9 protein-coding genes are annotated in these 12,998 nt (G+C 54.3%); 1 reads left to right on the top strand and 8 read right to left on the bottom strand.

Annotation, left to right across the window (positions count from 1 at the left end):
* Positions 1–477: 477 nt before the first annotated feature.
* The 3 genes from serA to BM258_RS14010 form a co-directional block, all read right to left on the bottom strand.
* On the bottom strand, positions 478–2,067 hold the full coding sequence (gene serA / locus BM258_RS14020; protein ID WP_090073299.1) for a phosphoglycerate dehydrogenase: 1,590 nt from the start codon (positions 2,065–2,067) through the stop codon (positions 478–480).
* Positions 2,068–2,202: 135 nt separating this feature from the next.
* Positions 2,203–3,366 carry a phosphoserine transaminase gene (locus BM258_RS14015; RefSeq protein ID WP_090073298.1) on the bottom strand — a complete coding sequence of 388 codons (1,164 nt, stop codon included), beginning with the start codon at positions 3,364–3,366 and terminating at the stop codon, positions 2,203–2,205.
* A 355-nt stretch (positions 3,367–3,721) separates the two neighbouring features.
* Entirely contained in the window at positions 3,722–4,417 is a 696-nt protein-coding gene (locus tag BM258_RS14010) for an outer membrane protein (protein ID WP_175528076.1), read from the bottom strand.
* Positions 4,418–4,806: 389 nt separating this feature from the next.
* Between BM258_RS14010 and BM258_RS14005 the strand changes: the two genes are divergently transcribed.
* The gene (locus BM258_RS14005; RefSeq protein ID WP_090073294.1) at positions 4,807–5,709 is read left to right on the top strand and encodes a DMT family transporter; all 903 of its coding nucleotides are present in this window, start codon (positions 4,807–4,809) and stop codon (positions 5,707–5,709) included.
* 69 nt (positions 5,710–5,778) lie between these two features.
* On the opposite strand, the gene glmM is transcribed toward BM258_RS14005, so the two are convergent.
* The 5 genes from glmM to pal form a co-directional block, all read right to left on the bottom strand.
* Positions 5,779–7,125 (bottom strand): phosphoglucosamine mutase, encoded by a 1,347-nt coding sequence (gene glmM / locus BM258_RS14000; RefSeq protein ID WP_090073501.1) that lies wholly within the window; start codon positions 7,123–7,125, stop codon positions 5,779–5,781.
* A gap of 345 nt (positions 7,126–7,470) precedes the next feature.
* Positions 7,471–9,393 (bottom strand): ATP-dependent zinc metalloprotease FtsH, encoded by a 1,923-nt coding sequence (ftsH, locus tag BM258_RS13995; protein ID WP_090073292.1) that lies wholly within the window; start codon positions 9,391–9,393, stop codon positions 7,471–7,473.
* A gap of 252 nt (positions 9,394–9,645) precedes the next feature.
* Positions 9,646–11,100: a tRNA lysidine(34) synthetase TilS gene (gene tilS, locus BM258_RS13990; protein WP_175528074.1), complete on the bottom strand. Its 1,455-nt coding sequence runs from the start codon at positions 11,098–11,100 to the stop codon at positions 9,646–9,648.
* The gene (gene ybgF / locus BM258_RS13985) at positions 11,087–12,100 is read right to left on the bottom strand and encodes a tol-pal system protein YbgF (protein ID WP_175528073.1); all 1,014 of its coding nucleotides are present in this window, start codon (positions 12,098–12,100) and stop codon (positions 11,087–11,089) included. Before ybgF ends, tilS begins: the two co-directional genes overlap by 14 nt.
* 330 nt (positions 12,101–12,430) lie before the next feature.
* Positions 12,431–12,910 carry a peptidoglycan-associated lipoprotein Pal gene (gene pal, locus BM258_RS13980; RefSeq protein ID WP_090073286.1) on the bottom strand — a complete coding sequence of 160 codons (480 nt, stop codon included), beginning with the start codon at positions 12,908–12,910 and terminating at the stop codon, positions 12,431–12,433.
* Between the last annotated feature and the right edge of the window lie 88 nt (positions 12,911–12,998).

The following is a 12,998-nucleotide window of genomic DNA, read 5'->3' as shown; positions in this document are numbered from 1 at the left end:
GAGCTCCTTTAATAACGTTAAATCTGAAAGGGATCGGCCCGATTGCTTGTTAAAAGCAAATTAGGAAATGACGGGAAATTCAGCCGACGCGGTTACATCAACCAACCCAATCCCATGGAAACGCGCCTTGCACAGGCAAGACACACCCTTTGATGACAGACCTCGCCGTCCAACGGCAAAACCACCTCATCAAGCGAGCAGGACTATAGACAATTCTTTAGTGTGAAGCGAGTGCGAAACCGACTTTTCAAAGGCTAGACCACTGCTGATCATGCATATTTGCCCCGTGAATGCTGCATTTGCACAGTGATTGGCAGCCTTTGGCACAAGATATGCCCTCCCACCCTGCAAACCACACAGGAAACGGCAGCAAAAAGACTCAGAAGGCCACAACAAAAAGGCGTTTCGCAATCGTCACTGATCGCGAAACGCCCTCTCATTTTCATACGCCAGAACGATGACTCCAGCCCGGCCTAATCAGACGGAAAATTTCAGCGCCTTGGCCTGAACAACGCCCTCCAGCGCCTCGATCTCAGCAATCACCGCATCGCTGATCGAACCATCAATTTCGATGAGCGCAATGGCATCATCGCCAGCTTGCTTACGGCCAAGATTGAAGGTTGCGATGTTCAGTTCAGACGTTCCCAGCAAGGTGCCCAGACGACCGATGAAGCCAGGCTTATCCTTGTTGGTGATATAGAGCATGTTCTCACCCAGCTCGGCTTCCATATTAATGCCTTTGATCTGGATGATGCGTGGCTTGGCATCACCGAACACGGTACCGGCAACAGAGCGTTCCTGACGCTCGGTCACCAAAGTGAGGCGAATATAGTTTTCGTAGTTGCCCTGCTGTTCGCGCCGGGTTTCCTCAATAGTGATACCACGTTCTTTGGCCATAGCCGGAGCAGAGACCATATTCACGGTCTGCAACAGTGGCTTGAGCACACCGGCCAGAACAACGGACGTCAGAGCCCGCGTATTCATCTCGGCCACATCGCCTTCATATTCGATGCGAATGCCCTTGAGGCCACTTTCGGTCAACTGACCGGCAAACGAGCCGAGCTGATCGGACAGCTTGACAAATGGCGTCAGGCGCGGTGCTTCCTCTGCGGTAATCGAAGGCATGTTGAGTGCGTTGGAAACAGCCCCATTGACCAGATAGTCGGCCATCTGCTCGGCCACCTGAATGGCCACATTTTCCTGCGCTTCAGAGGTCGACGCACCAAGATGCGGCGTACAGACAACATTCGGCAAGCCGAACAGCACATTTTCCTTGGCCGGTTCGTTTGTAAACACGTCAAAGGCAGCGCCTGCGACCTTGCCGGATTTGATGGCCTCAGCCAGCGCATCTTCATCCACCAGACCGCCGCGGGCACAGTTGATGATGCGCACACCGTCTTTCATGGTCGCGATGGCATCAGCAGAAACAATATTGCGGGTCTTGTCAGTCAGCGGGGTATGCAGAGAAATGAAATCGGCCCGTTTGAACAGATCGGCCAGTTCGACCTTTTCAACGCCCAGCTCGACAGCACGCTCCGGCGACAGGAACGGGTCAAACGCGATGACCTTCATTTTGAGACCAACAGCACGGGTTGCGACGATACCACCGATATTGCCGCAGCCGATGATGCCGAGGGTCTTGGACGTGATCTCGACACCCATGAACTTGGATTTTTCCCACTTGCCAGCCTGCGTGGATGCATCAGCAGCCGGAATCTGGCGTGCAACGGCAAACATCATGGCGATGGCATGCTCAGCGGTGGTGATCGAGTTGCCGAACGGCGTGTTCATCACGATGATACCGCGCTGGGTGGCTTTCTCGATGTCCACATTGTCCACGCCGATACCAGCGCGGCCAATCACCTTGAGATTGTCAGCCGCAGCGATGACCTTTTCGGTTGCCTTGGTCGCAGAGCGAATGGCCAGACCATCATACTGGCCGATCACTTCGATCAGCTTGTCTTTGTCCTTGCCAAGGTCTGGCAGGTAATCGACTTCAACGCCCTTGTCCTTGAAGACCTGAACGGCGGTTGGCGACAGTTTGTCGGAAATCAGAACTTTAGCCATGGGAATATCCTCACTGGTTTGCAACGCGCGCCAACTCTCCCCGGCGCAGCAAGTCGCATGAAACGAAAATGGTGTCTTGAGGTCTTGCGACGGCCCTGCCCTGCAGAGCCGTCTGATTGGCAACATGCGCCAGAGCTAGAGCGCGGCCTTTTCCTGAGCAAAGGCCCAATCGAGCCACTTGGTCAGAGCTTCCAGATCGGACGCCTCAATGGTGGCACCGGCCCAGATGCGCAGCCCCGTCGGAGCATCACGATAGGCCCCGATGTCATAAGCAACGCCTTCTTTGTCCAACCGCGCAACCAGCGCCTTGGCAAATTTGGCCTGAGCAGCAGCATCAAGTGCGGCCACATCTTCGTCTACAATGGTAAAGCACACGGATGTGTTGGAGCGGATCGCCTTGTCCTTGGCCAGGAAATCAACCCAAGGCGTCTTGTCCGCCCAGGCTTCCAACGTGGCAAGGTTATCATTGGCCCGTTTCATCAGGGCATCAAGACCACCAATATCTTTGGACCATTTGAGTGCATCAAGATAGTCTTCAACGCAAAGCATGGATGGGGTGTTAATCGTAGCCCCTTCAAAGATGCCTTCGATCAGCTTGCCACCCTTGGTCATGCGGAAGATTTTCGGCATCGGCCATGCTGGTACATAGCTTTCCAGCCGTTCGACAGCACGTGGGCTGAGGATCAGCATGCCGTGAGCGGCTTCACCGCCCAGCACTTTCTGCCAGCTGTAGGTCACAACGTCGAGCTTGTCCCATGCAAGATCCTGCGCAAAAGCAGCAGAGGTGGCGTCACAAATGGTCAGACCTTCGCGGTCTGCCGGGATCCAGTCGCCATTGGGAACACGAACGCCAGAAGTGGTGCCGTTCCATGTAAAGACAACGTCGCGGGAGAAATCAACTGCGCCGAGATCCGGGATCTGGCCATAGTCGGCCTTCATCACACGGGTATCATCCAGCTTGAGCTGCTTGACAACATCGGTTGCCCAACCAGCACCAAAGCTTTCCCAAACGAGAATATCGGTTCCCCGCGCACCAAGCAGAGACCACAGAGCCATTTCCACGGCACCCGTATCGGATGCAGGCACAACCCCGATGCGATAGTCGGCAGGCACGCCGAGAATTTCGCGGGTCAGGTCAATCGCTTCTTTCAGCTTGGATTTGCCAAGTTTAGCGCGGTGAGAACGGCCCAGCGGCGCGTCTGCAAGGCTGTCGAAAGACCAGCCAGGACGCTTGGAGCAAGGACCAGAAGAGAAATGGGGATTGTTCGGCCGTACGGCCGGTAGTGTAATATCTGTCATAAAGCTACCCTCACAGATAGTTGCCTCTCGTTGGGGAGAGGTGTCCCACAAATCGGGTTACTCTTCTTTACGACATGCGTCAAACGGATTCTTGCAGTTGATCACCGTATAGCAACAACAGTTGCACGATTATCGCACAGCTATCGCCTCTCGGCAAATAGCACGGAACCGGAATAGCAACAAAGTCACCACGTCGAAGAAGGCGATCATCGCTCTTGGATAATCGCCTTCTTCGAGAGGAGCAATAAAGATCTGTCTCCGTCAGCCAATATTCATGACCACATCCGCCACACTTCCATGAAAGCAAAATAGCAGGATAGGTCCGCGCCGATAACGCAAGACAGCATCGCTCGATCTAGTTCAAGTCGTAGCGCAGGCCGAGACGGAACTCGTGCGCATACAGATCGCTGAATTTAACCGGATTTGGCTGGGCTGCATTGGAAGAATGTCCAGTGCGGGCCTTACCGAAATTCATCAGACGATAGTTGGCATCAAGCTTGAGACGATCGCTGATGTCGAATGCAGCACCGGCCATCACGTTCCAGGCAAAATTCACCCGGCTCTTGTTGCCAAATACCTGACCAGAGGTCGTGGTATAATCCGTTGCGCGCAGATAGGCCATACCGGCACCAGCACCAACGTAAGGCGTGATCGAATTCCAGGTACCAATATCGTAATAGCCGTTCAGCATCAGAGTCCAGGCGCTGAATTTCAGCGTTTCTTTCGTCGTGCATGGCGCAGCCGCGCATGGTGCATCTGCCTTGAACTTTGCTTTTCCATGATAGTCCAGCGTCACATCGCCGCGGAGCTTTTCATTGAAATAGTAACCGGCACCGATGCCAGCCAACCAGCCGTTCTCGATATCTTCGTTAGCAAAATGCCATTTGGTTCCAGTGGAATCCACCCACGTGGCGCCAGCACCGGTATAAGCGGCAACCCCGAGGTCTCCGCGCAAGTACCAGCCGGAGCCAATTTCTACAGGAACTTCAGGTTCGTATTCGATGATCGGCGGCGCAGGCAAATCCGCTGCAAAAGCAACAGAAGCTGTCATAGCGGCCCCGAACACACTCAAAAACAAATTTCTTTTGAGGCTGCTCATCTCTTTTCCTCTCGACATAAAGATTTGAACTTGAATTAGAGATATACACTCAAGAGAAAAGATCACAGAATTTTCTTAATACTGGATTAACTACGAATATTAAACATAAATACATCAAAGAATAGTCAAACAATCAATTATGCATAGATAAATTCGTGCAAATTGCAAATTTTATTCTTAACAAACCGTTACCAATCCTTAAGCGACGCCCCTCCCGCCTGGACAGGCCCCAGACAAATGGTGCATTACCCATTCTTTCGTTCGGAGGCTCTTGCGCTGGTGGGCCAATTACCGATATAGCCAGACCTACCCGCCACCCTCACCGGACTTTCTAGATAATCATGCAGACTCATGCCCTCCGTCATTGGCTCATTCTGGCTTTTCTCGTCCTGTGTTGGGCCTCGGCCATTATTCTTACGCGCGTGATTGCCGCAGAAATGACCCCCATCTGGCTTACAGCAGGCAGGGTCAGTTCCGGAGCGATCGCCTTGATCCTCTACAGGGTATTTATCGTGCGCAAACCATGGTCGCTCGGCAGGCACCATATTCCGTGGGTTATCTGGCTGGCCCTGATCAGCTCGGCTGTACCGTTCATTTTTCTGGCATGGGGGATGCAATATACCAGCTCTGCAATTGCAGGCATTCTGATTGGAACCGTGCCGCTTTCCGTTCTGGGGTTGGCTCACTTCCTGCTGCCCGATGAAAAGATGACCCGCAACAAGGCGATCGGCTTTCTCATCGGCTTTGCCGGACTTGTACTCATTATCAAGCCCGATTCAGGCCCCGCCTCACCCGAGCACAATCTTGAACTCTTGGGCGAATTGGCCATTTTCTTCTGCAGCCTGTGCTACGCGATGAACACGGTCTCTTCGCGCCTCATCCCGCCAGCCGACAATCTGGACAAGGCAACAGCGGTGGTAACCACAAGCGCATGCCTGTTGCTCTTGGCAGCATTCTTCTTCGAGCCTGCGGATGCCCTTCTCAATGCGGACATGAGGCAGTGGCTCATCCTCATTTATCTGGGCATTGTCCCGACGGCGCTCGCCACCCTAATGGTCTTCGTTCTCCTTTCCCAGACCACGGCGACCTTCCTGGCCATGAGCAACTATCTGATCCCCGTGGCCACGGCTCTTGGCGGAATTATCTTCCTCAACGAAAGCCTCACATGGGGCGTATGGTTCGGCTTTGCGATCATTCTTGCTGGGGTTGCCATCAGCAGCCGCCCCGGCCGTCTTCCGGTCTAGACAGATAACAAAAAAGCCGCCCCGGTCTGGAGCGACTTTTTCCATTCTCTGCAAAGGATTAATGAGCCTTTAGCCGCTGACTTTGCGCACCTCGTCGCAGATGTCGCCAACGACCTTATCCACCAGATCAGAATCATCCCCTTCCGCCATAACGCGAATAAGCGGTTCTGTACCGGATTTGCGGATGACCAGACGTCCATTGTCGCCAAGCGCGGCTTCACCCGCCGTAATGGCCTTTTTCACGGCATCCGCTTCCAGAGGGGCTCCGTCGGAATAGCGCACATTCATCAAGAGCTGCGGCACCGGCTCAAACCGGTTACACACTTCGCTAACCGGCTTGCCCATTTTCACCACAACGGCCAAAATCTGCAGCGCGGCGATCAAGCCGTCGCCCGTGGTGCAATAGTCGCTCAGCACGATATGACCAGACTGCTCTCCGCCCACATTATAATGATGTTTGCGCATATGCTCGACAACATGGCGGTCACCGACCTTCGTGCGCACCAGAGAGAGTTTGAGGCTGTTGAGATAGCGCTCCAGCCCCAGATTGGACATGACGGTGGCAACGATACCCGGCGCGGTCAGCAAGCCTTCACGGAACCAACTCTCTGCAACCACAGCCATCAACTGATCCCCGTCGACCACGCTGCCCGTTTCGTCAACGATGATCACCCGGTCGGCATCTCCATCAAGCGCAATGCCGATATCGGCCCGTACTTCGCGCACTTTGGAAACAAGCGCCCCGACAGACGTTGAGCCGCAATTGTCATTGATGTTGAAGCCGTTCGGATCAACACCAATCTTAACCACCTCAGCGCCCAATTCCCACAAGGCATCAGGAGCAACCCGGTAAGCTGCGCCATTGGCGCAGTCGATCACAACGCGCAGACCCTCTAGCGAGAGGTGCTTTGGCATGGTCCGTTTAGCAAATTCGATATAGCGGTCATAGACGCTGTCAATGCGCTTGGTCCGCCCCAGGCCATCCGGAGCCACCAGACTGTTGACCATGTCGGTTTCAATCAGCTCTTCGATCTCTGCCTCGATCTCGTCAGACAGCTTGTATCCATCCGGTCCGAAAAGCTTGATGCCATTGTCCTCATAAGGGTTGTGCGAGGCAGAAATCATCACACCGAGATCGGCGCGCAGAGACCGCGTCAGCATGGCAACCCCCGGTGTCGGCACCGGTCCGAGCAGAAACACATCCATCCCCATGGCCGTCAGCCCTGCGGTCAAGGCAGGCTCCAGCATATAGCCGGAAAGACGCGTATCCTTGCCAATAACCACCCGATGGCGAAAATCACCACGGCGGAAGATCTTGCCGGTCGCCATGCCAACCTTCATTGCAATTTCTGGCGTCATCGGAAAACGATTGGCGCACCCTCGAATACCGTCTGTTCCGAAATATTTAGCCATCAGTCTCAACCAACCTTTCAAGCGGAAAATTATCAAGTCCAACCGCGCCCATGTCAGCCAAAAAGCAAACCGGCGCAGCCAGCAAAAACACAAGTGCCAATAGATAAAGGACACTAGAGCGGGACTCGCTAAGGCCCCGTAAATGCATTGCCATTCCTACGCTTTTTATACGTTAAATTGAGAAAGAATTCAGGATCATCCAGTCAAACTTTGTTTCCTGTTGTTACAGGCTGTCGCCTGCCCTACCGTATACGATCCTATCGCCATCGGCCCAATGCACAAGCAGGCAACAAAAAAGCGCCCTCAGTGGGGCGCTTTCTTTATCTTGCTATCAACTTGGCTGGCCAATCAGGCTTCCGGCTGAGGCTCGGCCCCGCCGCCATCGGTCTCACCACCCTTTTTGATGGCGCCGGTCGAAGGCACTGCAGAGCCTTTGGGAGTGGTCGGCTCGTCATCCGTTTCGCGGATCGGCGGTGTACCACCCAGCAGATCACGAATTTCCTGACCAGAGAGGGTTTCATATTCCAGAAGCCCCTGAGCGATGGTTTCAAGCTCATCCTGATGCTCGGTCAGGATTTCCTTTGCCTTCTGGTAGCCTTCATCAACAAAGCGTTTGATTTCGGCATCCACCAGCTTCTGCGTGTCATCAGACACATTCTGCTGCTTGGCAACGGAATGACCAAGGAAGACTTCTTCCTCATTTTCAGCATAGAGCAAAGGCCCAAGGCTATCGGACATGCCGAACTGTGTCGCCATGGCCTTGGAAAGCCGCGTCGCCATCTGAATATCACCAGAAGCACCGGAAGTGACCTTGTCATAGCCGAAGATAAGCTCTTCAGCCACGCGACCACCCATGGCAACAGCAAGGTCGGCATAGCATTTGGCGCGGGTCAGAGACACCTGATCCTTCTCGGGCAAACGCATCACCATACCCAGCGCACGACCGCGAGGAATGATCGTTGCCTTATGGATCGGGTCAGACGCAGGCATATGCAGAGCAACCAGAGCATGACCAGCCTCGTGATAGGCGGTCAGCTTCTTCTCTTCCTCGCTCATCACCAGCGTGCGGCGCTCAGCCCCCATCATCACCTTGTCCTTGGCATCCTCGAACTCGGCCATGGAAACCAGACGGCGGTCACGACGCGCAGCCAGAAGGGCAGCCTCGTTTACAAGGTTCATCAGGTCAGCACCCGAGAAGCCCGGCGTACCGCGTGCCAGGGTCTTCAGATCCACATCCGGAGCCAGAGGCACGTTGCGCATATGCACCTTGAGGATCTTTTCGCGACCCGTGATATCCGGGTTCGGCACGACGATCTGACGGTCAAAACGGCCTGGGCGCATCAGCGCCGGGTCAAGCACGTCAGGACGGTTGGTCGCAGCCACAAGGATGACACCCTCATTGGCTTCAAAGCCGTCCATCTCGACCAGCAACTGGTTGAGCGTTTGTTCGCGTTCATCGTTACCACCGCCAAGACCGGCACCACGATGGCGTCCTACCGCGTCGATCTCGTCAATGAAGATGATGCAAGGCGCATTCTTTTTGGCCTGTTCGAACATGTCGCGCACACGAGAGGCACCGACACCAACAAACATTTCCACGAAGTCAGAACCGGAAATCGAGAAGAAAGGCACATTAGCCTCGCCAGCGATTGCCTTGCCCAACAGGGTTTTACCGGTGCCCGGAGGGCCAACCAGCAGCACGCCGCGTGGAATACGACCACCAAGACGCTGGAATTTCTGCGGATCACGCAAAAACTCGACAATCTCCTGAAGGTCTTCCTTGGCTTCATCAACACCCGCGACATCTTCAAACACCACGCGCCCTTGCGCTTCGGTGAGCAGCTTCGCCTTGGACTTTCCAAAGCCCATAGCCTTGCCGCCACCCTGCATCTGACGCATGAAGAAAATCCACACGGCGAGGATAAGAATCATCGGGAACCAGGAAATCAGCGCATTGAGCAGCGAGAAGCTCTCGGTCTGTGGCTTGGCTGTGATGGAAACGCCATTTTCTTGCAGCAGAGGGATAAGCGTCGTGTCATTCTGCGGTATATAGGTCTGGAAACCGCTACTGTCCGACATTTGTCCCGTGACCTGCTGACCTACGATCGTGACAGATTTGACACGACCCTGTTCCGCATCAGTCACAAACTGCGAAAATGGAATCTCCTGTGTATTGGCTTGTTGCGCCGGGCTTTGAAACAGCTGGAACAATGCTACCAGCAAAAGGCCGATAATGACCCACAAAGCCAGACTGCGGAAATTCGCGTTCATATGTTATCCCTTGGTTCCTCAGATATCGGGATCGTTCTGTTCCGAAAAACGACCCGTCTCTCTCTTCTGACTGACTTGTTGCAAGCGCAAGGGTGTGATCACACGCCCTTTACAGCAGGCCAGAATTTGCGGCGGCCATAAAAATCGTAAGATTTCTTCGGCGCCTATGTTCATTCTCGATGAATTTAGGGTCTCGATGGGTCCTTGCCAAGGCAAGTGCCCCCCTTTTCTGCATTATTATAGTAATAAGATTTACTCTAACGTTTCATTTGCGTCGAAATTCGAATGTTTTTCCTCAAATTCAACGTGAAAATCCTCAACCACCTCAACTTTTGGCCAATCAACCACAAACTGGGGGCGTCCATCACACCAGACAGAGGGAAGCGCCTCAAGGATCCCCTTGGGACCAGATTCGCCGCTCCATCCTTGCTCAGGGAAAGAAAGCCCTTCCTTACTCAACAATGTTCGACCGTCCTCGCCCAATGGCCGCAGCAGAATATCCGATCGCTCTCCGCCCATGACATCGCCCGCAAAAGCGCCTGAAATCTTTACGCTGTAAAGCCCCTGCCAGTTCACTTCACACGGGCCCTCAAGCGCGATTTCCTGCCGATTGCGACCCGGTTCGCGATAAACCCAGAGTCGCTTGGCCAAAACTTCAAAGCAACAGCCTGCCACAGTCCGCTTCATCCGCTTCTCAAGGAGCCCCTCCCCACCAAGAGCGGCATCAAGCGTCAACAGCTTTTCTTCCCTTGGCGGATAGGCCGAGGCGACCACATGAGCGATCATCATGCGCAGCAGACGAAGACGGATCTCCTCGCTCTGGTCTTGCAGCGAGATAAGGGAAACCGACAGAGACCGCCCTGGCTCCGAGGCGATATGTCGCAGATAAAATCCATAGGCAATTTCATCCAGAGCCTGATCTGCCCGCTGCAATCGCCGGGCCGTTGCGGCCAAGCGGGCAGAATCACATCCTTCTTGCGCAAAGACCGGAAGCAGGGAGCGCACACGCACGCGCATATAGTTCGGGCTCTGGTTGCTCGGATCCTCGAACCAGTCGATTGACCGCGCTTTAAGGCTTGCCTTCAACCGCGCCTTGGGAAACGCCATCAGGGGCCGCAGAAGAGTAACCGCTCCGCAGGCCTGTTGTGGCCGCATCGCCGCCAATCCCGTCACGCCACTGCCGCGAATGAGCCGCATTAACAGGGTTTCGGCTTGATCATCCTGATGATGTGCAATCACAATATGGGCGCATCCCAAACTATGGGCATGCTCTGACAAAAGCCGGTAGCGGGCTTCACGCGCCTCCCCCTGAAGATTGGAATGGGATTTCTCTTCATCCCAGACTAGTGTCGCATGGTCCATCCCACGCACCTGCGCAAGTTTGCCCACATAGGCGCATTCATCCGCAGCCTCTGGCCGCAAGCGATGATCCACACTGGCAATAAAAAGGGAAATAGGGAGCTTGTTGCGCTCGACCCACTCATGGCACAGCACCATCAGACTGACCGAATCCGCACCACCAGAAACCGCCAGCAAAAGCGGCAAGCGGGCCTGCGCCACGCCTTTGTTCGCAGCCTCGGATCGGGAGGAATGTGTCATCTTCAGAGCATCAAGCATAAAAGAAAAGGCCGCGTCCAATTCTGCATCGGACAGCGGCTGAGCTTTAGACGGATCGTCTTCAGCGGTCGTTACATTAGCATTTTGCACTTTGAATCTCTGCCCGCACGCGCTGACGGATGGCGGATGATGCATTGGGGAATTTCTGCAGCAATTCCTCATAGGTCGCGCAAGCCGCGTCACGTTCGTTGATCTGGCGCAGAGACATGCCCGTTCTCAGCAGCATGTCAGGGGCTTTCTGCGCGCTTGGATATTTGGAATAGGCATCCAGAAAGACCTGAATGGCGTCGCGATATTTGCCCTGCTGGAATTTGGCTTCGCCCAGCCAGTAATAGCCATCCGGAAGACGACGATCCTGACTATAGGCCCCGACAAATTGCTGAAAGGCCTGCTCCGCAGCTACATAATCGCTCTGGAGCATGTAACCATAAGCCACATCATAATCCGAATTCGGGTCTCCGGTGAGACCGCCTGCCGAACTGGCGCCAAAGGCCCCATTATTCGCTGGCTGGCTAACTCCGCCGCCACCCAGCATGGATGACAGATCAATCGGGGCAGACCCATTGCCGCTCGGTGCTTGCCCGATCAAATTAGAGCTGCCGAAATCATTATTCTGGGGTGCAGGATCTTGCGAAAGGCTGCCCAGGCTTTGTGGTGGACTGCCAAGCTGGTCAAATTGCTGCGGGGCCGGATTGCTCGGTTGTGGACGATTGTTTGAGGACCGGCGCGGACGCTTGCCGCCTTCCAGATCCTGAAAGCGGAATTCGGTATCTTCCTGAAAGCGCTGCAACTGCTCCTGCAACTGGCGCACACGGAAATTGAGTTCTTCGATCTGGCCGTTATACTGCCGCATCTGCTCTTCAAGACGATCCACCCGCACCGCAAGGCTGGCAGCCGACTGGGCAACCTGCATGCGCTTGGGCTGTGGTGCTATCGGCATGGGCGGCATCGGCACGCCATGTTCGACCACCTGAGTTTCAAGCGCCCCGATCCGGCTGGCCAATTCATCCTGAGAGGCTTGACTGGAGGCTAGAGCCGTTCCACTGCCACCAACGACCAACGCCACCATGGCTACCAAAAATCTATTCATGAAAATCCCCATTAAATCAATCGCGCAACCATGGCATGCCGTCAAGTATGGCCCAAGTCCAACAACAGGCCATAACATATGCCCGACATACTGACACGGCCCTGACGATACCCCTATCAAAGCCCCTGACAATTGCCCGACATTGAAACCAACGCTTACAGCAAATGGTATCGTACATAGTTTGAACGCAAATATAGGAAAATGTGTGGCGCCATGCAACGAAACAAAAAGGACCGGTATAAACCGGCCCTTTTCATAAACTCTTCGTCGCTTTTTGCTCCGGCATCCTCTAGGCGCGCCCTTCAGCATACCGAACGACGCCTTGTTGGATCAGTTTGCCAGCGCCGTAACGGCACGACGGTTCTGAGACCAGCAGGAAATGTCGTTGCAGACCGCAACAGGACGTTCCTTGCCATAGGATTTGGTCGTCAGGCGGCCAGACTGAATGCCTTTGGAGACGAGATAGTTGCGCACCGAGTTGGCACGGCGTGCGCCCAGAGCGATGTTATATTCGCGGGTGCCTCGTTCATCGGCATGCCCTTCAATCGCGATGCGATAGTTGGGATATTGCTGCAGCCATGTGGCCTGTTTGTCCAGAGTGGCCTGAGCCGAATAGTTCAGATCGGAACTATCGGTTTCAAAGAAAACGCGGTCGCCAACATTGACCACGAAATCCTGTGCCGTACCCGGAGTTGCCGAGTTCAGGCCAGCACCACTCAATTTATCAGGCGTCGAAGAACAGGCTGCCAACGCAGTCAGCAGAGCGACGCCGAATACAACACGAATGGAAGATTTTGCACGATTTGACATCTGATTGTCCTTCGAAAGTTTATTGAGATCAGGATTTGTCGATCGGAATAATAGAAAATTTAGGTTAACCGCCCGTTCGCAAACATGG

Origin of the sequence: Cohaesibacter marisflavi (genome assembly GCF_900115225.1) — a bacterium.
GTDB classification, from domain to species: Bacteria; Pseudomonadota; Alphaproteobacteria; order Rhizobiales; family Cohaesibacteraceae; genus Cohaesibacter; species Cohaesibacter marisflavi.
This window is presented reverse-complemented; position numbering and strand designations above follow the sequence as displayed.

What these genes read in the sequence shown, in the direction of transcription:
- serA (WP_090073299.1), bottom strand. Translation starts at nt 2,067, where the DNA reads ATGGCTAAAGTTCTGATTTCCGACAAACTGTCGCCAACCGCCGTTCAG.
- BM258_RS14015 (WP_090073298.1), bottom strand. Translation starts at nt 3,366, where the DNA reads ATGACAGATATTACACTACCGGCCGTACGGCCGAACAATCCCCATTTC.
- BM258_RS14010 (WP_175528076.1), bottom strand. Translation starts at nt 4,417, where the DNA reads ATGACAGCTTCTGTTGCTTTTGCAGCGGATTTGCCTGCGCCGCCGATC.
- BM258_RS14005 (WP_090073294.1), top strand. Translation starts at nt 4,807, where the DNA reads ATGCAGACTCATGCCCTCCGTCATTGGCTCATTCTGGCTTTTCTCGTC.
- ftsH (WP_090073292.1), bottom strand. Translation starts at nt 9,393, where the DNA reads ATGAACGCGAATTTCCGCAGTCTGGCTTTGTGGGTCATTATCGGCCTT.
- ybgF (WP_175528073.1), bottom strand. Translation starts at nt 12,100, where the DNA reads ATGAATAGATTTTTGGTAGCCATGGTGGCGTTGGTCGTTGGTGGCAGT.
- pal (WP_090073286.1), bottom strand. Translation starts at nt 12,910, where the DNA reads ATGTCAAATCGTGCAAAATCTTCCATTCGTGTTGTATTCGGCGTCGCT.